20 protein-coding genes are annotated in these 20,029 nt (G+C 64.1%); 15 read left to right on the top strand and 5 right to left on the bottom strand.

Translation table 11 applies throughout. From position 1 onward, the window contains the following. Positions 1-2 precede the first annotated feature (2 nt). Positions 3-1,223, top strand: a complete 1,221-nt coding sequence (locus XH81_RS00550; protein ID WP_028143326.1) for a glycosyltransferase family 4 protein — start codon at positions 3-5, stop codon at positions 1,221-1,223. Then, positions 1,220-2,167: an NAD-dependent epimerase/dehydratase family protein gene (locus XH81_RS00545; protein WP_028143325.1), complete on the top strand. Its 948-nt coding sequence runs from the start codon at positions 1,220-1,222 to the stop codon at positions 2,165-2,167. The genes XH81_RS00550 and XH81_RS00545 overlap by 4 nt, the downstream gene beginning before the upstream one ends. Here XH81_RS00545 and XH81_RS00540 read toward each other — a convergent pair. Together XH81_RS00540 and XH81_RS00535 are read right to left on the bottom strand one after the other, a co-directional pair. Then, positions 2,155-3,150 (bottom strand): MraY family glycosyltransferase, encoded by a 996-nt coding sequence (locus tag XH81_RS00540; RefSeq protein WP_028143324.1) that lies wholly within the window; start codon positions 3,148-3,150, stop codon positions 2,155-2,157. The two genes, XH81_RS00545 and XH81_RS00540, sit on opposite strands and share 13 nt — an antisense overlap. Positions 3,151-3,185: 35 nt before the next feature. Next, positions 3,186-4,145 (bottom strand): lysylphosphatidylglycerol synthase transmembrane domain-containing protein, encoded by a 960-nt coding sequence (locus XH81_RS00535; RefSeq protein WP_028143323.1) that lies wholly within the window; start codon positions 4,143-4,145, stop codon positions 3,186-3,188. A 215-nt stretch (positions 4,146-4,360) separates the two neighbouring features. Here XH81_RS00535 and XH81_RS00530 point away from each other — a divergent pair, with 215 nt between their 5' ends. From XH81_RS00530 to XH81_RS00505, 6 genes are all read left to right on the top strand, one after another. Beyond that, positions 4,361-5,350, top strand: a complete 990-nt coding sequence (locus XH81_RS00530; RefSeq protein ID WP_028143322.1) for an NAD-dependent epimerase — start codon at positions 4,361-4,363, stop codon at positions 5,348-5,350. Between the two features lie 7 nt (positions 5,351-5,357). Further along, the gene (locus tag XH81_RS00525; RefSeq protein WP_028143321.1) at positions 5,358-6,770 is read left to right on the top strand and encodes a mannose-1-phosphate guanylyltransferase/mannose-6-phosphate isomerase; all 1,413 of its coding nucleotides are present in this window, start codon (positions 5,358-5,360) and stop codon (positions 6,768-6,770) included. A gap of 181 nt (positions 6,771-6,951) precedes the next feature. Then, positions 6,952-7,956: a Gfo/Idh/MocA family protein gene (locus XH81_RS00520; protein ID WP_028143320.1), complete on the top strand. Its 1,005-nt coding sequence runs from the start codon at positions 6,952-6,954 to the stop codon at positions 7,954-7,956. Between the two features lie 11 nt (positions 7,957-7,967). Next, a complete protein-coding gene (locus XH81_RS00515; RefSeq protein WP_028143319.1) occupies positions 7,968-9,155 on the top strand; it encodes a DegT/DnrJ/EryC1/StrS family aminotransferase in 1,188 nt (395 codons plus the stop codon). 263 nt (positions 9,156-9,418) lie between these two features. Then, on the top strand, positions 9,419-10,945 hold the full coding sequence (gene murJ / locus XH81_RS00510) for a murein biosynthesis integral membrane protein MurJ (RefSeq protein WP_028143318.1): 1,527 nt from the start codon (positions 9,419-9,421) through the stop codon (positions 10,943-10,945). Positions 10,946-11,170: 225 nt separating this feature from the next. Further along, a complete protein-coding gene (locus XH81_RS00505; protein ID WP_049801770.1) occupies positions 11,171-11,626 on the top strand; it encodes a DoxX family protein in 456 nt (151 codons plus the stop codon). A 201-nt stretch (positions 11,627-11,827) separates the two neighbouring features. Here the strand turns inward: XH81_RS00505 and XH81_RS00500 are convergent, their stop codons facing one another. Further along, on the bottom strand, positions 11,828-11,989 hold the full coding sequence (locus XH81_RS00500) for a hypothetical protein (RefSeq protein WP_173019841.1): 162 nt from the start codon (positions 11,987-11,989) through the stop codon (positions 11,828-11,830). A gap of 160 nt (positions 11,990-12,149) precedes the next feature. Here XH81_RS00500 and XH81_RS00495 point away from each other — a divergent pair, with 160 nt between their 5' ends. The 6 genes from XH81_RS00495 (at position 12,150) to XH81_RS00470 (ending at position 18,096) form a co-directional block, all read left to right on the top strand. Beyond that, complete coding sequence (locus XH81_RS00495; RefSeq protein WP_240536405.1) at positions 12,150-12,320, top strand: hypothetical protein; 171 nt, start codon at positions 12,150-12,152, stop codon at positions 12,318-12,320. Between the two features lie 356 nt (positions 12,321-12,676). Next, the gene (locus XH81_RS00490) at positions 12,677-12,952 is read left to right on the top strand and encodes a DUF1127 domain-containing protein (protein ID WP_028143316.1); all 276 of its coding nucleotides are present in this window, start codon (positions 12,677-12,679) and stop codon (positions 12,950-12,952) included. A gap of 49 nt (positions 12,953-13,001) precedes the next feature. Then, complete coding sequence (locus tag XH81_RS00485; RefSeq protein WP_063615330.1) at positions 13,002-13,532, top strand: GNAT family N-acetyltransferase; 531 nt, start codon at positions 13,002-13,004, stop codon at positions 13,530-13,532. A 161-nt stretch (positions 13,533-13,693) separates the two neighbouring features. After that, entirely contained in the window at positions 13,694-16,003 is a 2,310-nt protein-coding gene (locus XH81_RS00480; RefSeq protein WP_028143314.1) for a xanthine dehydrogenase family protein molybdopterin-binding subunit, read from the top strand. Positions 16,004-16,098: 95 nt separating this feature from the next. Beyond that, positions 16,099-16,548, top strand: a complete 450-nt coding sequence (locus XH81_RS00475) for a cytochrome c (RefSeq protein WP_028143313.1) — start codon at positions 16,099-16,101, stop codon at positions 16,546-16,548. Positions 16,549-16,812: 264 nt separating this feature from the next. Next, the gene (locus XH81_RS00470) at positions 16,813-18,096 is read left to right on the top strand and encodes a cystathionine gamma-synthase family protein (RefSeq protein WP_028143312.1); all 1,284 of its coding nucleotides are present in this window, start codon (positions 16,813-16,815) and stop codon (positions 18,094-18,096) included. A gap of 173 nt (positions 18,097-18,269) precedes the next feature. Here XH81_RS00470 and XH81_RS00465 read toward each other — a convergent pair whose 3' ends face one another. Beyond that, positions 18,270-18,686, bottom strand: a complete 417-nt coding sequence (locus XH81_RS00465; protein WP_028143311.1) for a CHRD domain-containing protein — start codon at positions 18,684-18,686, stop codon at positions 18,270-18,272. Between the two features lie 155 nt (positions 18,687-18,841). On the opposite strand from XH81_RS00465, the gene XH81_RS00460 reads away from it, so the two are divergent. Then, positions 18,842-19,768 carry a c-type cytochrome gene (locus XH81_RS00460; RefSeq protein WP_028143310.1) on the top strand — a complete coding sequence of 309 codons (927 nt, stop codon included), beginning with the start codon at positions 18,842-18,844 and terminating at the stop codon, positions 19,766-19,768. Position 19,769: 1 nt separating this feature from the next. On the opposite strand, the gene XH81_RS00455 is transcribed toward XH81_RS00460, so the two are convergent. Continuing rightward, a complete protein-coding gene (locus XH81_RS00455; protein ID WP_018317369.1) occupies positions 19,770-20,015 on the bottom strand; it encodes an Lrp/AsnC ligand binding domain-containing protein in 246 nt (81 codons plus the stop codon). Between the last annotated feature and the right edge of the window lie 14 nt (positions 20,016-20,029).

Below are 20,029 nucleotides of genomic sequence, written 5' to 3'. Positions count from 1 at the left end.
CCATGCAGCCTCGGGGCAAGATCGTCGTCGCGAGCCAGCATTATCCGCCGGATACGAGCACGACGGCGGCGATCATGGCCGAGATCGCATGCCGTCTCGCCGCCGAGCACGAGGTGGTCGTGCTCTCGGGCTGGCCGGGCGCGTTGCCGGACTTGCAGACCGGTCCGGGCGAGCCGCGCGTCATCGCAATCAAGAACCGCATGGCGGGCAAGGCGGCGCTGGTGCGGCGCGGGGTCTCGGAGCTGCTGTTCGCGGCGCGCACGTTCTTCGCCTTGCTGCACGAGCTCAAGGCAGGCGACGTCGTGCTCACGGTCACCGCCCCGTTCATGCTGCCTTACGCGGTGGCGGCGGCAGCCAGGCTCAAGGGCGCACGCTCGGCGCTGATCATGCACGACCTCTTTCCCGACGTGCTGGTGATGGCGGGCCTGCTGAAGCCGGGCTCGTTCGTGACGCGGACGATGCGCGCCGCCAACGGCCTGATGTTCCGCGCGCTCAATGCCGTCATCACCATCGGCCGCGACGCGGAGCGGCCGCTGCTGAGCTATGCCGGAATGACGCGGAACAAGATCCGCTTCATCCCGAACTGGGCAACGCTCGTGCCCGCGCCGCGGCCGGTCGATTCGGACAACCCGTTCCGTAAGGTGCTTTCCGCGCGCTTCATCGTCGGCCTGTCGGGCAATCTCGGTTTCACCCACGATCCGGAGATCGTGTTCGAGGCGGCGCGGCTTCTGAAGGACGAGGCCGACATTCACTTCCTGCTGTCCGGCTGGGGCATTGGCTTCGAACGGCTGAAGCAGTTGCAGGCGGCGGCGAACCTGCGCAATGTCTCCTTTGTCGGGCGGGTCGAGGATGCCGAGCTCGAGGCATTCCTGGCGTCCGCCGATCTCTGGATCATTCCGTACCGGAAGGACGTTGCGGGGGTGTCGGTGCCGAGCCGGTTCTACAATCTGCTGGCGGTCGGCCGTCCCGTGGTGCTGGTGTCCGAGCCGGAGTCCGAGGCTGCCTTGACGGTGGTGGAGAACGGGCTCGGCTGGGTCGTGACGCCGGGCCGCCCGGACCGGCTCGCCGCGGCGATCCGCGCGGCGTCCCGTTCCAACGACGATGCGATGACGGAGCGCGCGGTGAGGACGGCATTGCGATTCGACCGGACGACGGCGATGAACGCCTATGCCCGTGTGATCGACGAATTGTTGCACACCGCGAACCTTTCGGAGCAACGATGAGCGAGAAGAAACCAGTCGTGCTGGTGACGGGAGCGAGCGGCTTCGTCGGCCGTCATGTCGTGCCGGCGCTCCAGCGCGAGGGATGGTCGGTCCGCCGCGCGGTCCGTCGCGCGGAAGGTGCCGACGACGAGGTGGTGATCGAGACGATTGGTCCCGAGACCGATTGGCAAGCCGCGCTGGAAGGCGTCGACGCCGTCGTCCATCTCGCCGCGCGCGTGCATCACAAGCACGAGGAGCATGCGGTCCAGCTCTACCGGAACGTCAACATCGCCGGCACGCTGCATCTGGCGCGCTGCGCGGCGACGGCCGGCGTGCGCCAGTTCGTCTTCATCAGTACCGTGCTGGTGCACGGCCGCAGTAACGAGGGCCGCGCCCCATTCAGCGAGAGCGATATCCTGACGCCGCGCGGCCTCTACGGCATGTCCAAGGCTGCGGCCGAAGCGGGCTTGAGGACGCTGGCGCGCGACAACGACATGAAGATCTCGGTGATCCGGCCGCCGCTGGTCTATGGCGCGGGCGCCAAGGGCAATTTTGCGCTGCTGACGCGCGCGGTCCAGCTCGGGTTGCCGCTGCCCGTTGCCGCGATCCGCAACCAGCGCGCCTTCCTTGCCGTGCAGAACCTGTCGTCGTTCATCCTGCGCCGGCTCGGCCATCCCGATCCCGCCAGCAATTTCGAGATATTCCTCGTCGCCGATAGGGAGCAGGTCTCGACACCCGAATTCATCACCCGTCTGGCCGAAGCGTCCGGCAAGAGCCTGCGGCTGTTCGGCATGCCGCCGGGCCTGCTCAGCACGCTGCTCAGCGTCATGGGCCGGCAGGATACGCATGACAGCCTGATCGGCTCGCTCGAGCTCAACATCTCCAAGGCGCTCGCGACCGGCTGGCAGCCGCAGGTGTCCCTCGACGAGGGGTTGCGGCTGGCGCTGTCGGCTCAGGATGCCTGAGGGCGGGAGAAGCGCCGCAGCACGAAGGCGACCGCGACCGCGCCCGCGAACAGGGTGACGATCGCGACCGGCATCGAGCCGGCGCGAACGCTGACGATGGCAAGCAGTGCCAGCACGAGATTGAGCGCGAACAGCTCGCCGATCACCTGCTTGACCTTAAAGCCGTTGTCGGTGGCGCGCTGATAGAAGTGCGTGCGGTGTGCCGACCAGAATGGTTCGCGCCTGATGATGCGGCGAAACAGCGTGATGGTGGAATCCGCAAGATAATAGGCAGGCAGCAGCAGTGCCGCAGCGGGCTGTCCGTGCCAGGCGAGCTCCAGCAGGCACCAGCCGAGCAAGAGGCCGATCGGCAGGCTGCCGACATCGCCCAGGAAGACCTTTGCGGCTGGGCGGTTGAACGGCGCAAAGCCAAGCATGGCCCCGCACAGCGCCGTGGCGAGCAGCGCCGCGGACGGCGAGAGGTCGCCATACCATCCGAGCAATCCGAGCGCGGCCGTGACAGGCACCACCTCCGCCACGGTCATGAGGTCGAGCCCGTCCATGAAATTGACGAGGTTCACGAACCAGATGCCGGCGAGCAGGATGAGGCCGCGCTCGAGCGCGAGCGGCAGCGCCGGCACGATGCGCGCGGTCTCCGGTGTCGTGAATACGACGGCGGCCACGGCTCCAGCCTGAAGCACGAGGCGGAGCAGCACGGGCAGGGGCCTGATGTCATCGACAAGTCCGACCATCGCGATCACGACGGCGGAGCCGATCAGAGGCAAGGGAATCGCGCCGTACGTCCAGGCCGCCCAGGACGCAGCCACCAGCAGCGTGGCCGCGACAACCGCGATGCCCGCACCTTGCGGGGTCGGTATCTTGTGCGACGAGCGTGCGTTCGGACGCGCCAGTGCATAACGCTGCAGCAGCGGCATGCTGCACCAGATGATGCAGGCGGAGATCAGTGCAGCCAGCACGGCCGGCGCAAGCGCAAACAGCACCAGCCCGGCCGCATGGTCCGGACCCGCGACGAGGGTTGTCACTCCGGCACTCCGATCGGCGCCGACCCCTGCGCGGCTTTCTCCGCGCTGAGGATCCAGACCAGGCCGCCGAACGCGCCGACGATGAAGGACACGGCGCCGAACAGCAGGGAGACGTTGACGCCCTCGTTGGCGGCCAGGCCGGCGAAGCCGAACGCCAGGCTCATCGTGGCTTCACGCACGCCCCAGCCGGCGATCGAGATCGGCATCATCGTGATCAGCATCACGGGTGGCACCAGCAGGAACACGTCGCTGAAGCGAACCGGGGCCGCAATCGACTGCACGACGCACCAGGCGATGACGACGGCGAGCACGTGAACGAGCACCGACAGGATTGCGATGATCGGTCCGCGGCTGCGGCTGAAGATCACGCGGTTCGCGATCACCGCACAGGCGTGAATGTGATGCGTTGCCCACCAGGTCTTCAGCCAGCGCCATTTCAGCGCGCCGAAAACCAGGAAGCCGAGGCCGCCGGCGAGCGCCAGGAAATCGATGAGCAGCAGCGCCGAGCGCCCGTGCGGATCGGTGATGAGGGTGTAGCTCCAGGGCAGGCTCGCGACGATCAGAATCGCGAGCGCGATCAAGCCGATCGCGCGGTCGACGAAGATCGAGTAGGTCGCCGCACGCCAGCCGGCACCGGCGCGCGCGACCAGCCAGAGCCGGACCGCGTCGCCGCCGATCGCCGACGGCAGGGTCTGGTTGAAGAAGGAGCCGATCACGTTGTAGCGCATGGCGCGGCCGAGCTCGAGCGGCGCGCCGCAGACGGCGCTGATCTCGCGCCAGCGCAGCACGCCGACGAAGATCTGCAGGAAGGTGACCGTGATCGCGGCGCCGATCCAGAACAGGCTGGTCACGGTGAAGCGCGAAAACAATTCGGACAGATCGACCTTGCGCAGCGCCAGATAGAGCAGCGCCGCGGAAATCAGGATTTTGGCCGTCGACAGCAGGATTCGGCGCATCTCGCCCGCATGAACAGGGTTTGCGAAGATTTGAGGCAACCCGACGCGAGCGCCGAATTCGGCCGCTTTGGTATGGTTTTGGCGCCGATCTTGCAATAGCTCTCGTGGGCTCTCGTGGAGGGGCATTATGGAGCGCATGAGCCGCGGCGGGCCTATTGCGATCACCTTGAGGTGACGGCTAAACAGGATCGGGCTAGGGATCCCCGGGGAACAGGATGACGGATCAGGCGATTTTGGTCACCGGGGCCGCCGGCTTTATCGGCTTTCACGTCGCCCGGCAGCTCCTGGGCGAAGGCCGCACCGTCGTCGGGCTCGACAATTTCAACAGCTATTACGATCCGGCGCTGAAGCGGGCGCGCCTGGCGCTGTTGCAGAGCCACCGCCGCTTCTCCTTCGTCGAGGCCGATCTTGCCGACCGCGAGACGATGGCGGCGCTGTTTGCGCAACATCGTTTTACGGAGGTCGTGCATCTCGCGGCGCAGGCCGGCGTGCGCTACTCGATCGAGCAGCCGCACGCCTACGCCGATTCCAATCTGGTGGGCTTTCTCAACGTCCTCGAGGGTTGCCGCAACAGCGGTTGTCGTCATCTCGTCTACGCCTCGTCATCCTCCGTTTACGGCGCCAACACAAAATTGCCATTTGCGGTTGCGGACCGCACCGACCATCCCGTGAGCTTCTACGCCGCGACCAAGAAGGCGAACGAGGTGATGGCGCAGTCCTACAGCCATCTCTATCGCCTGCCGGTCACGGGACTGCGCTTCTTTACCATTTACGGGCCATGGGGACGGCCCGACATGGCCATGTTTCTGTTCGTAAACGCCATCATGGCGGGCAAGCCGATCCGGCTGTTTAACCATGGCCGAATGCGTCGCGACTTCACCTATGTTGATGATGTCACACGTGTAGTATCCAAGCTGATCAATCTTGTGCCTGCGGACGATCCGGCTGCCGCAAATGCGCCGTTTAAGCTCTACAATGTCGGCAATCACCATCCGGAGGAACTGATGCACGTCGTCGGGCTTCTGGAGCGGGAGCTGGGCCGGACGGCGATCAAAGAATTGCTGCCGATGCAGCCGGGAGATGTGCTGGAAACGTTCGCGGATGTCGAGGACCTGATGCGCGACACCGGCTTTGCACCGTCAACGCCGATCGAGCATGGGGTCCATAATTTTGTCACCTGGTATCGGGACTACTTCAAGGTTTGAGATGACGATGGACAAACGCATTATCCCCCTGATCATGTGCGGCGGCGCCGGCACGCGGCTGTGGCCGGCTTCGCGCGAGGTGCGGCCAAAACAGTTCCTGCCGCTGTTCGGCACCCGCTCGACCTTCCAGGACACGCTGCTGCGCGTTTCCGATCCCTCCCTGTTCGACCGGCCGATCGTCATCACCAATGCGTCCTATCGCTTCATGGTGCTGGAGCAGCTCGCCGAGATCGGCATCGAGGCCGACGTGATCCTCGAGCCGATGCGTCGCGATTCCGGACCTGCGATCGCGGCCGGCGCGGTGTTCGCGCAGAACCGCGCCAGTGAAGCCATCGTGCTTGCGCTCGCCGCCGACCACGTCGTGCAGGACAATTCCGCTTTCGTTGCCGCCTGCCGCGAGGGCCGTAACGCCGCGAGCACCGGGCGCATCGTCACCTTCGGCGTCAAGCCGGAGCGGCCGGCGACCGAATACGGCTACATCAACCCGGGCGAGGTGATCTCCGGTGAGGTGCATGCGGTCGCGCGCTTCGTCGAGAAGCCGGACGCGGTGAAGGCATCCGACTACGTCAATTCGGGCTATCTCTGGAACAGCGGCAATTTCATGTTCCCGGCGAGCGTGCTGCTCGACGAATATCGCAGGGTCGATGCAGGAAGCGTCGAGGCCGTCACCAACGCGGTCAACAATGCCGGCCGCGATCTCGGCTTCGTCACGCTGGAGCCCGAGGCGTTCGGCGCGGCCAAGGCGATCTCGATCGACTATGCCGTGATGGAGAAGACTTCGCGCGCCGCGGTCGTGCCGGTGTCGTGCGGCTGGTCCGACGTCGGCTCCTGGCACGCGGTGTGGGAGCTCTCCGACAAGGACGCACAAGGCAATGCGTCGCACGGCGCTGCGGTGTTCGAGGATTCCCGCAACTGCAACGTCACCACCGATTCCGCGCTGGTCGCGCTCGAAGGCGTCGACGATCTCGTCGTGGTCGCGACTGCTGATGCGGTTCTGGTCTCGCGCCAGAAGGATGCCAACGGCCTGAAACGTCTCGTCACGAAGCTGAAGTCGGTCGCGCCGAAGGTCACCGAGGAGCATCTCAAGGTGCACCGGCCCTGGGGCAGCTATCAGTCGGTCGACAATGGCGAGCGCCACCAGGTCAAGCGCATCGTGGTGAAGCCGGGCGGGCGACTATCGCTGCAGAAGCACCATCATCGCGCCGAGCACTGGATCGTGGTCCGCGGCGCCGCCCGCGTCACCGTCAACGAGGCCGTGAAGACGGTGCACGAGAACGAGTCGATCTACATCCCGATGGGCGCCGTGCACCGGATGGAGAACCCCGGTAAAATCATGCTGGAACTGATCGAGGTCCAGACTGGAAGCTATCTCGGGGAAGACGACATCATCCGGATTGAAGACGACTATCAAAGGTCGTAACCAGCAAACTCCGAATCACGCGACCCGGGCCAAAGAGGCGATATTTTTCGGCTTAAGGCCCGGGGAACGTGTAACTTTTTGAATCAAATCGTGTCCGGGCCGCCAAGGCGGCATTCGCCACAAATGTGGCGTCCGTGCTAGAAGCGCGCCGGGGATTTGCGTTGAATCGGGGTTTGCTCAAATGAGTTCCAAAGGATCTGCACCGGCAAAGGCCGGCTTGCGCGTTGGCGTCATTGGCGCCGGCGTGATGGGCAGCAACCATGCGCGCGTGCTTGCGGGTCTTCCCGGCGTCAGCCTCGTCGGCGTCGTCGATCCTTCGCCGGCACATCGCACACGCGCGACGGAACTTGCCAATTGCGCGAGTTTCGAGACGCTCGACCAGCTCTTCGCCGAAGGCATCGACGCCGTCACCATCGCAGCTCCCACCCACCTGCATCACGAGGTCGCGCTCGCCTGCATCGCCAAGAACATTCATGTTCTGGTCGAGAAGCCGATCGCATCCACGGTGGAGGAGGGCCGCGAGATCGTCGCTGCCGCGCAAAAGGCCGGCGTCACGCTGATGGTCGGCCATGTCGAGCGCTTCAATCCGGCGGTTGCCGCCGTCAAGCAGGCGATCGCGGGCGAAGACATTCTTTCCATCGCGATCACGCGCGTCGGCCCGTTCCCGCCGCGCATGTCCAATGTCGGCGTCGTCATCGACCTCGCCGTGCACGACATTGACCTGATCCGCTGGTTTACCGAATCCGACATCGTCGAGGTGCAGCCGCAATTGTCGAGCGCCGTCGCCGAGCGCGAGGACATCGCGCTGCTGCAGTTCCGCACCGCCAACGGCGTGCTCGCGCACATCAACACCAACTGGCTGACGCCGTTCAAGGCGCGCAGCGTCACGGTCGCGACCCGCGGCAAATACGTGATGGGCGATCTGCTCACGCGCCAGGTCACCGAGTGCTTCGGCTTCAAGCCCGACGGCAGCTATTCGATGCGGCATCTGCCGGTCGGACATGACGAGCCGCTCCGCGCCGAGCTGATCGCGTTCCTCAAGGCGGTGCGCAACGGCGAGACGCCGGCGGTCACCGGCGACGAAGGTGTCGCCAGCCTCGAGATCGCGACGCAGTGCCTGGAGACGCCGTCGCGGCCCGCGGCCAAATCGCCCGCCCTCAAGGGCCCGCGCCGCGTCGCCGGCTAAACCCGTCATCCATGTCGACCATTCAAGAAGGCGCCAAGAGCCAGGTCATGAACCAGCATCTGCGTTCCGAACCCATTCCCTTCATCGACGTCGGCTCGCAGCGCCGCCGGCTCGGCGCTTCGCTGGATGCCGCGGTCAAGCGCGTTCTCGACCATTGCCAGTTCGTCAATGGCCCTGAAGTCGCCGAGCTCGAGAAGCAGCTCGCGGCCTACAGTGGTGCCAAGCATGTCATCGGCTGCGCCAGCGGCACCGACGCGCTTCTGATGGTGCTGATGGCAAAGAACGTCGGGCCCGGCGATGCCGTGCTGTGTCCGTCCTTCACCTTCATCGCGACCGCGTCGCCGGCCGCACGGATGGGCGCGACCCCTGTCTACGTCGATGTCGACGAGACGACCTTCAACATGAGCCCTGAGTCCCTGAAGCGCGGCATCGCGACCGCTCGCAAGGCGGGCCTGAGGCCGGTTGCGGTCATTCCGGTCGATCTGTTCGGTCAGCCCGCCGATCACGATGCGATCGCCGAGATCGCCAGGGCCGAAGGCCTGTTCGTGATCGACGACGCCGCGCAAGGGTTCGGTGCAAGCTATAAGGGCCGCAAGCTCGGCACCTTCGGGCTCGCCACCACGACCAGCTTCTTCCCGGCAAAGCCGCTCGGCTGCTTCGGCGACGGCGGCGCGATCTTCACCGATGACGACGAGCTCGCGGCCACCTTGCGCAGCATCCGCGTGCACGGGCAGGGCGTCGACAAATACGACAACGTCCGCCTCGGCCTGACCGGCCGGCTCGACACCATGCAGGCTGCGATCCTGATCGAGAAGCTGAAGATCTTCGACGACGAGATCGCAGCCCGCAACAAGGTCGCGGAGCGCTACGCGCGTGGGCTGTCCAACGTGGTCACCGTGCCGCGTCTCAGCCCGGGCAATACCTCGGTCTGGGCGCAATACACCATCCGCCTGCCTGAGGGCACCGACCGCGACGGCTTCGCTGCCGCGCTAAAAGCCCAGGGCGTGCCGACCGCGATCTATTACGGCAAGTCGATGCATCAGCAGACCGCCTACAAGCAATATCCGGTGGCCGGGGGCGGCCTGCCCGGTTGCGAAAGCCTGTCGCAGGATGTCATCAGCCTGCCGATGCACGCCTATTTGACCGAAGCCGACCAGGAGCGGATCATCGCCGCCGTCCGCGGCGCGCTGGGGGGGTGATCTTGCGCTTTTCTTCCCTCTCCCCTTGTGGGAGAGGGTGGCTCGTCGCGAAGCGGCGAGACGGGTGAGGGGTCTCTCTCCGCACTGAATGCAAGGAGAGAAACCCCTCACCCGATTGAGTTTATATCTACTTGCGGCGCTGCCCTCTCCCACAAGGGGAGAGGGCACAGCAATGCGCATCGCAGGCCGAGCGGCCGTCTTTTTTCATCACGTCAAACTTCAAAGCCTTATCGTTAGACTGATTAGTCTCTAGAACAGTCCACATGCTCGGACGCATCTTCACGGTCGGTGGTTACACGCTGCTCTCGCGGCTGACGGGGTTTGCCCGCGACATCATGCTCGCGGCGATCCTCGGTGCCGGCCCCGTGGCCGATGCCTTTTTCGTGGCGCTGCGGCTGCCCAATCATTTCCGCGCGATCTTCGCCGAGGGCGCCTTCAACGCCGCCTGGGTGCCGGCCTATGCGCATGTCCATGGCGAGAAGGGGGAGGGGGCGGCAAAGCTGTTCGCCGACCGCATCTTCACGCTGCTGTTGGCCTCGCAGGTGGTGTTGCTCATCGTCGCCTGGCTGTTCATGCCGCAGGCCATGCGCATCCTGGCGCCGGGCTTCAGTGACGATGCCGAGCAGCGCAAGCTCGCGATCGAGCTGACCCGGATCACCTTTCCCTATCTGCTGCTGATCACGCTGGTGACGCTCTATGGCGGCATGCTCAACGTGATGCAGCGCTTTGCCAGCGCCGCGGCCGCCTCGATCTTCCTGAACGTTTCGATGATGATGACGCTGGCGGTCGCCGTCTGGTTTCCGAGCGCGGGCCATGCGGCTGCCTGGGGCGTCCTGATCTCCGGTTTCCTGCAATATTTCCTGCTGGCCGGCGATCTCGCCCGCCATGGCGGCCTGCCGCGCTTTGCGCCGCTGAAGCTCGACGAAGACGTCCGCGGTTTCTTCAAGGCACTCGGGCCTGCGACGCTGGGATCGATGGGCACGCAGGTGGCGCTGTTCGCCGATACCATCATCGCGACCTTCCTGCCTGCCGGCGCGCTGTCGGCGCTTTATTATGCCGACCGGCTCAACCAGCTCCCGATCGGCGTGATCGGCATCGCCATCGGCACCGTGCTGCTGCCGGAGATGTCGCGCCGGATCACGGCCAACGACCATGACGGCGCGATGAAGGCGCAGCGCCGCGCCTTCGACTTCACGCTGCTGTTCTCAATCCCGTTCGTCGCGGCCTTCCTCACCGTGCCGGACGAGATCATGCGCGCGCTGTTCGCGCGCGGCGCGTTCTCCAAGGCCGACGCTGTCGCCGCGGGCGGCACGCTCGCGGCCTACGCCATCGGCCTGATCCCCTTCGTGCTGATCCGCAGCGCGGTTGCGACCTTCTATGCGCGCAAGGACACCGCAACGCCGGTTCGCGCGTCGCTGACCGGCATTGCGGTCAATGTCGCGCTGAAGGTCGCCTTGATGGGATCGCTGGCCCAGGTCGGCCTTGCGCTCGCAACCGCCGTCGGTGTCTGGACCAATCTGTTGCTGGTGCTGTTCTTCGCCGTGCGGCGCGGCTTTCTCGTGCTGGACCGCGCCTGGCTGATGTCGCTGGCCAAATTCCTGCTGACCGGCTTGATCCTCGCCGCAGCGTTCTGGCTGATCGCGCACTTCAGCGCTTCAGCTCTCGCCTCGATGCGCTTCCACGACGAGTTGACGCTGGTTCTGCTCGCGATCGGGGGTACAATCGTCTACGCGCTTGCGATCCTCATCCTGTTCGGCCGCAGCTGGCTGGTTTCGCTGGTGCGCGGCTAGGCGCGTGCCGAAAGCCAACACGCCTACCCCGCCTTCACCGCGCCGAAGAATCGCTTTGAACGCGGACAACGCCGTGAGCGGATGGACCGTTTGTTGGGCCTCGGAGGCACCAGGGGTCTACAGCGCGTCATGCCCGCCGGGCGGCCTTCATGCGGTTCGCCAATCGTGATACGATCTCGACATTCAGGTGCCGTCCTCAGGCAGCAACGCGATGAGGCAGTGACCATGTCATTTCGCTCTTCCTGGTCCACATCTCGGATCGACCAGTTCGCCACCGGCAATGCCGACCTGCTGATCCTGATCGGCCGCATCCTGCTTGCATGGGTGTTTGTTGGAAGCGCGTATGGAGCACTTGGCAACTTCAGTGGCTCAGTGGGCTATTTTCGGTCGCTCAACCTTCCAGTGCCGCAGCTGTTCACGACGACCACCGTCATCCTGGAAATACTGATATCGGTTGGTTTGATACTCGGCGTTGGTACGCGCTACTGCGCAATTTTGATGTTTCTATTTGTATTGTCGGCTACTGCAATCGCACATCGTTACTGGGAATATCCCGCCGGTCCGCAACAGTTCGGGCAGTACAACAATTTCCTGAAGAACATCTCGATATCAGGAGGCGCTCTGTTGATCCTGGTCACCGGAGGGGGCCGGTTCTCCCTCGATCGGAGGCTGGCAGGCTAGCAGCGTTGTTCGTTTCAGCCGCTTCTTCGGCCTGATAGCCGATAACTTGATTCGAGTGAGCATCGTCGGCCCCGGCAGAGTTGCGACAGGTTGCAGCCGCACGATGTGCCGTTTGGTCCGTTCGTCTGACGCCATCAACGCGACGCGCAGCTCTGCCAGCTCGGCAGCTGCCAAGCCGTGCCTTTGCGGCCGTTTACTGCGTCACTTCGCCTTGTGCCTGAAAGCAACCTCGAGCAGATGGCTGACGAGATTCGAGAGCGGCTTCAGGCGCTCGCTTATTATCCTGAAGGAAAGCATCAGCCACGTCGCGAGCGCGGCACACCACAACAAGGTTTCCAATGTTTCGGGCATGAGGACACCCATGAAAGCGATTACTGGAAATCCGAGCAGTGTTGCCGATCTGAACCCACGCGACAAGTCCTCCTAAAAGTGGCAACATGCTGAAACACTCGGAAGAACCGTAGCTCGCCATGACAATCGCCTCAGCACGGCGTCTGAGTGTACGCCGGGAAGCTGGACCATTTTGCTGCTGGTGCTCTTCTTTGCCGCGCGGCGCGGCTTTCTCGTGCTGGACCGTGCCTGGCTGATGTCGCTCGGCAAATTCCTGCTGACCGTGATCATAGCCGCAGCGTTCTGGCTATCGCGCGCTTCGGCGGTTCAGCTTTCGCCTCGATGCATTTCCATGACGAGTTGACGCTCGTCCTGCTCGCCGTCCGCGGCACGATTGTCCATGCTCTCGCGATCTCATCCTGTTCGGCCGCAGCTGGCTTGTCTCGCTCGTGCGCGGCTAGGCAAGCAGGTGCTCGCCCCCAGGGTGCAACGGACATCGGCACATCTCTTGATTTTGCGCGATTGGCGTGCTACACGCGCTGCATGATTAAATGCTCGCGCACCGTCAACCGCAACCACATGACCCGCTTCGGCTGGGCCGTGGAAGGAGTCGTGCGCTAGGAATTCGACGACGACATCTTTTCCACCAGGCCCCGCCGGCATCGGACGGGGCCTTTTGTTTGGCCACGCTCCCTGCCGGCTCAACAGCAGGAGCGTGCGATGCCACCCCAACAGACGAACATCTCACCCGAAATTGAGGTCGATGCCGCAAGGCGTGGCCTCGACCTTTCCATCGTCCTGAGCCTGCTCAGGCGCTACTGGCGTGCGTTTCAGGAGTGGCGGCCGCGCGCAGGGGTCACCTTGCAGGACCTCAGTGACAGGGAGCTGATGGACATCGGTCTGACGCGCGGCGATATCGATTGCATTGCGCCTGAACGCGCCATCGAGAGATTGAGAGACAGCACGATGACTCTGTGGGGCCGCGGTGGGATGTGACGGACACAATTCCTGCCGTTCTTCACTGCGACAAGGAGAGGAGGCGAACATGATATCGCATGCTGCGGGTGCTCAGGCGGACGTGGAAATCCGGCGATTGAATGTCGATGATCTCGATCTTTTTCGCGACATTCGCGCGGAGGCGCTTCAGATGCACCCTCAAACGTTTGGGTCTCCTGAAGAGGACGAGGGCGGGGAGCCGATGATGGCGGCTTATCGCCGTTGGCTGGATGGAATGATCCTCGGCGCATTTCGATGCGGGAGCTTGATGGGCGTCGCGGGCTTCTATGTATCGCCAGATCGGCGATCGCAGCACAGGGGCAACATCTTCACGGTTTACGTGAGGGAGGAGGGCCGAGGTAAAGGGGTCGGAGATCGGCTCATCAAGGAGCTTCTTGCCCATGCCGAGGCACGCGTCGAGCAGGTGCATCTCGCCGTCCTGCTCGAATCGACCGCTGCAATCAAAATCAACACCTACAAGCGTAACGGCTTTGAAATCTACGGTACCGATCCCGCTGCCGTCCGCATAGGAGAGGCCACCTACGACAAGTACTTTATGGTCAGGAAATTCAGCCGCTAAGGTCGTCCCGCATGGCTGTCCGGCCTGGTCGCGCCAGAACCGTCGGGGGTGGCTTCGAATCATCGGCCTCAATGGGGGAACGGCCCGCCTAAACCCGTTTGCCTTGCCAGTTTTTCCACGGCAATATGCCGGCAAAACAACCATGAGAACGGGAAGATAAAATGGCGGCTCCCATCAAGTTCGGCGTTGGCCAAAGCGTGCTGCGCAAGGAGGATGACGCGCTCATCCGCGGCAAGGGCCGCTATACCGACGATTACGCGCCGCAGGCTGCGCTGCGCTGCCTGATGCTGCGCTCGCCGCACGCGCATGCCAAATACACCATCGATGTGAGCCGCGCCCGCGGGCTGCCCGGCGTCGCGCTGATCCTGACCGCCGACGACGTCAAGGATCTCGGCAATCTGCCCTGCCTGTTCAACCTCGAGACCGATCCGTTCACCGGCCCGCCATACCCGATCCTGGCCAAGGACGAGGTACGCCATGTCGGCGATGCCGTCGCCTTCGTCGTCGCCGAGACCATCGACCAGGCGCGCGACGCGATCGAGGCGATCGACGTCAAATGGTCGCCCCTGCCGGCGGTGACCGGCGTCGTCAATGCCGTGAAGAAGGGCGCGCCGCAGGTCTGGCCCGACAAGGCCGGCAACGTGCTGTTCGACGTCTCGATCGGCGACAAGGCCGCGACGGAAGCTGCCTTTGCCAAGGCGCATGCAGTCGCCGAAATCTCGATCGTCAACCCGCGTGTGGTCGCGAGCTTCCTGGAGACGCGTGCGGCGGTCTGCGAGTACGATTCCAAGCGCGACCATCTGACGCTGACGGTCGGCAGCCAGGGCAGCCACCGCCTGCGCGACATCCTGTGCCAGAACGTGCTCAACATCCCGACTGACAAGATGCGGGTGATCTGCCCCGACGTCGGCGGCGGCTTCGGCACGAAGCTGTTTCCGTACCGGGAATACGCCCTGATGGCGGTTGCCGCGCGCAAGCTGAAGAAGGCGGTGAAGTGGGCGGCCGACCGCTCCGAGCATTTCCTGGGCGATGCGCAGGGCCGCGACAACGTCACCACCGCGAAGATGGCGCTGGCCGAGGACGGCAAATTCCTCGCGATGGACTGCGACCTGATGGGTGACATGGGCGCGTATCTGTCGACCTTCGGCCCCTACATCCCGCATGGCGGCGCCGGCATGCTGCCGGGCCTCTACGACATCCAGGCCTTCCACTGCCGGGTGCGCACCATCTTCACGCACAGCGTGCCGGTCGATGCCTATCGCGGCGCCGGGCGGCCTGAAGCTGCCTATGTCATCGAGCGCCTCGTGGACGCCTGCGCACGAAAACTCGACACGACGCCGGACGCGATCCGCCGCAAGAACTTCATCCCGCCGAAGGCGCTGCCGTACAAGACGGCCACGGGCAAGGTCTATGATTCCGGCGATTTCGCCGCGCATCTCAAGCGCGCGATGGAGATCGGGGAATGGAAGGAGTTTGCAAAGCGCGCCAAGGCGGCCAAGAAGGAGGGCCTGATCCGCGGCATCGGCCTTGCGAGCTATGTCGAGATTTGCGGCGTGATGGGTGAGGAGACGGCCAATGTCCGCCTCGATCCGAGTGGCGACGTCACCGTGCTGATCGGCACGCAATCGAGCGGGCAGGGCCATCAGACCGCCTACGCGCAGATCGTCGCCGAGCAATTCGGCCTGCCGCCGGAGCGCGTGCATATCCGCCAGGGCGACACCGAGGAGATCGCGACCGGCCTCGGCACCGGCGGCTCGGCCTCGATTCCCACCGGCGGCGTCTGCGTGCAGCGTGCTGCGGGCGATCTCGGCAAGAAGCTGAAGGAGTTCGCCGCGCAAGCGCTGGAAGCGAGCGCGGGCGACCTCGAGATCACCGACGGCATGATCCGGATCGCCGGCACCGACCGCTCGATCTCCTTTGCCGACCTCGCCAAGCGACCCGGCGCCGACCCGTCGAAGCTGAACGGCAGCGCGACCTTCGCCAGTGCCGACGGCACCTATCCCAACGGCACGCATCTGGCGGAGGTCGAGATCGATCCGGCCACCGGCATCATCAAGATCGTCAACTACGTGATCGTCGATGATTTCGGCAAGACGCTCAATCCGCTGCTTTTGGCCGGCCAGGTGCATGGCGGCGCCATGCAGGGCATCGGCCAGGCGCTGATGGAGCAGGTGGTCTATGGCGCGGGCGACGGCCAGCTCATTACCGCGACCTTCATGGACTACGCGCTGCCGCGCGCAGCGGACGGGCCGGCCTTCGTGTTCGAGACTGCCAACGTTCCCTGCAAGACCAATCCGCTGGGGGTGAAGGGCGCGGGCGAGGCCGGCGCGATCGGCTCCTGTCCGGCCGTCGTTAATGCCATCGTCGATGCGCTCTGGCGCGAATACAAGATCGACCATATCGACATGCCGGCAACGCCTGAGCGGGTTTGGATCGCCATCAACGAGCACCATCGCCGTCACAGCCTCTAGGCGGCGATTCTTCCGCGGCGGGAATAAACGCTCGCTGCGGGGTTTCTATCCTTGAATGGGCCCATCCTCACCTCTGCGAGCCGGAGACATTTTCAATGAAACGAACGATGATTGTCGCGGGGACCATCCTGCTGGGTGCGGGCGCCGTGATGGCGCAGCAGGAGATCGCCGTTCAGCAGGACAATCTGATGCGCGCGATCGCCAAGAACCAGTATGGCGTGATCCAGAAGATGACCAAGGGCGACATCCCCTTCGACAAGAAAGCTGCCGATCAGGCCATCGCCAGCATCGAGGCCGATGTTGCCAAGATCGCCAAGACCTTCGAGGTCAATCCCAAGCAGGATGTCGTCGACGCGACCTATGGCGCCTCGCAAAAGGTCTGGCAGAACAAGGCCGATTTCGACTCCAAGATCCCGCCGGTGCAGAAGGCGATCGCCGATGTCAAGGGCAAGATCAAGGATGTCGCCAGCCTGAAGGCGGCCTATACCGCAATCAATGACCGCTGCAGCGATTGCCACGAGACGTATCGGGTCAAGCTGAAGTAGCGAGGCGCAATTCTCGCTCCATCCGGGCTACGGCGCCGATAAGGAATCGAAAAGGCGGTTGCGAAAGCAGCCGCTTTTTTGCGCCGGCGCGAAGCGCGGCAGGAATTTATGTCCGCAAGGCCTGACGGATCGCTGTGAGAGCAGCTATCTTGGCTGCAGTCGCCGCGGAATTGACGTGAGCTGTTGGAAATTGGCGCATCTCGCTCCCGACGGCCTCATCAGGAGTTCCATGGCGCGGCTTCAAGCAGAACAGCGAGACAGGCCATGGCAAAACCGTTTCCGTCGAAGACCCACATCGGCAACCATATGCTGCATCCCGAAACCTTGATGCTGACCTATGGCTATGATCCGCAATTGTCGGAAGGCGCCATCAAGCCGCCGGTCTTCCTGACCTCCACCTTCGTGTTCAGGACCGCCGATGACGGGCAGGACTTTTTCGATTTCGTCGCCGGCCGGCGCGAGCCGCCGGAAGGCATGGGCGCGGGCTTGGTCTATTCGCGCTTCAATCATCCCAACAGCGAGATCGTCGAGGACAGGCTCTCGATCTACGAGCGCACCGAGAGCTGCGCGCTGTTCTCGTCCGGCATGGCGGCGATCGCCACCACGATCCTGGCTTTCGTTCGCCCGGGCGACGTCATCCTGCACTCCCAGCCGCTCTATGGCGGGACGGAAACGCTGCTGACGAACACGCTGGCCCGCCTGTCGATCGGCGCCGTCGGCTTCGCCGATGGCATCGACGAAGCCGCGGTCAAGCAGGCCTCGGAGGAGGCCATGGGCAAGGGCCGCGTTTCGATGATCCTGATCGAAACCCCGGCCAATCCGACCAACGGCCTGGTCGATGTCGCCATGATCCGCCGCATTGCCGATTCCATCGGAAAGGCCCAGGGACACACGCCGATCATCGCCTGCGACAACACGCTGCTCGGCCCGGTGTTTCAGCGGCCGATCGAGCACGGCGCCGACATTTCCCTATACTCGCTCACGAAATATGTCGGCGGTCATTCGGACCTGATCGCGGGCGCCGCGCTCGGCTCGAAGGCGCTGATGAAAGGCATCAAGGCGCTCCGGGGCGCCATCGGGACCCAGCTCGATCCGCATTCCTGCTGGATGATCAATCGCTCGCTCGAGACGCTGAGCCTGCGCATGGAAAAAGCCGATGCCAATGCGCGCCTCGTGGCGGATTATTTGCGCGACCACCCCAAGGTCGCCAAGGTCCACTACCTCGGTCATCACGAGGAGGACTCGCCGGCCGGGCGTGTGTTCGCGCGGCAATGCCTGGGGGCGGGATCCACCTTCTCGTTCGACATCGTCGGCGGCAAGGATGCTGCGGTCAAATTCCTCAACGCGCTGCAGATCCTCAAGCTGGCGGTGAGTCTCGGCGGCACGGAGTCGCTCGCGAGCCTGCCCGCGACCATGACCCATTCCGGCGTTCCCGCCGACATCCGCCGGAAAATCGGGGTGCTCGATTCCACGATCCGGCTGTCCATCGGCATCGAGAATCCCTCCGACCTGATTGCCGACCTCACGCAGGCGCTGAACGCGGCTTAAAGCATGATCCGGAAAAGTGCGCAGCGGTTTTCCGAAAAGATCATGCTTGAACAACAACCTAGAGCGCGATGACGATTCATCCTGATCGCATCGCGCTTTAAGCGCGGCCGGAATCGAAAAGGCCGGACGCCCCTCCTGCGCCCGGCCTTCACGCAACGAAGCAGCGTCGCGGCTTACTTCGTCACCTGACCGCGGATCTCGCCGCCCGGGTTGGCCGCGGTGTGGATGTTGACGTAGAGCTTGCCGCCGAGCAGATCGGCGGCCTGCGCGTCGGTCAGCGTCGCTTCGCCCTTCACGGGGCTGGCGGTCGCATTCGGGATTGCGAGCGCGACGCCGGCGTTCTTGCCGGCCTCCGCGGGGCCGTGAAAATGGGCGGCGGTGGCGGGACCGGAGAGCCCGGAGTAGGTGACGGTCCAGGACAGCTTCTTGCTGGCGGCATCATAGTCCAGATCGGCGGTTCCGGTGCCGCTGCTGGTCGTTGCCGGCACTTCGGACTTGCCGTCGAGCGTTGCTTTCAGCTTTTCGGCGCTGGCCGGACCTGCAAAAGCAACGGCACCGAGTGCTAAGGCGGCAATGACGGTCTTGTTCATGACATTCTCCCTGCTGAACCCGTTCGGGCTGCCAAACTTTCAACAGCCGGCATTTCAGTTTATTCCCGTTTCCGGCCAAGGCGGGCTAAATTCTTCGTGGCTGGAGCCGCGGCGACATTGGTCTTAGGTTCGCCGTGTCGAGTGAATGGATACCCATGTTGCAACGAACAATTCTCGGGGGGCTGCTCGCCGCCGTCGCCGCCGGCGTCGTCTATTGGTGGCTCAGCGCGCCGGTGGTGGCGGCTGTGGGCAACGCGCCGGCGCATGTGGCAAACCTCGCCAACGGCGAGGCCATGTTCAACGCCGGGGGCTGCGCCTCGTGCCATGCCACGCCCAACCAGCCCGACCGTGTCAGGCTCGGTGGCGGCCTCGCGATCAAGTCGCCGTTCGGAACGTTCTACGCGCCGAACATCTCCCCCGATCCGAACGACGGCATCGGCAAATGGACCGACGCCGACTTCGTCGCCGCGGTGATGCACGGGGTTTCGCCAGGCGGGCAGCATTATTTTCCCGCCTTCCCCTATACGTCCTATCAGCACGCAAGGCGCGAGGACGTGCTCGATCTCTTCGCCTATCTGAAGACGCTGCCGCCCGTTGCAGGCAAGGTGCGCGACCACGACGTCGGCTTTCCCTTCAACATCCGCCGCAACATCGGCGTCTGGAAATTCCTGTTTCTGCACGACAAACCGCTCGTTGCCGACGGCACCAAGTCGCCGCAATTCAATCGCGGCGCCTATCTCGTCAATAGTTTTGGCCATTGCGCCGAATGCCACAGCCCGCGCAACGCGCTTGGCGGCATCATCCAGGGCCAGCGCTTTGCCGGCGGGCCCAATCCGGAAGGCGAGGGCTGGGTGCCGAATATCACGCAGAAGCGCCTCGGCGAGTGGAGCGCGAAGGATCTTGCCTACTTCCTCAAGACCGGCGACTTGCCCGACGGCGACAGCGTCGGCGGCGCGATGAAGCGAGTGATCAAGAACACCTCGCAATTGTCCGACGCGGATATTGCGGCGATGGCGGACTATCTCAAATCGCTGCCGCCGGTCGACGGTCCGCCGCGGCCCAAGCGCAAGGAAGCGGGTTAGCTCAGCTGGCGCCGAACGCCTTGAAGGTGATGATGGTGAGGGTGTCCTGGATGCCCGGCAGCACCTGCACCTTCTCGTTGACGAAATGGCCGATGTCGGTGTCCTTGTCGACGTAGAACTTCACCAGGAGGTCGTATTGGCCGGCCGTGGAGTAGATCTCGGAAGCGATCTCGGCTTCGGCAAGCGCATTGGCGACCGTATAGGACTGGCCGAGCTTGCATTTGATCTGGACGAAAAAAGGAACCATCGCGGGCACTCCGA

Source organism: Bradyrhizobium sp. CCBAU 25360, from assembly GCF_028128695.1.
GTDB lineage: Bacteria > Pseudomonadota > Alphaproteobacteria > Rhizobiales > Xanthobacteraceae > Bradyrhizobium > Bradyrhizobium ottawaense.
Note: the sequence above shows the minus strand (reverse complement) of the source record. Positions and strands in the feature narration are given on the sequence as shown.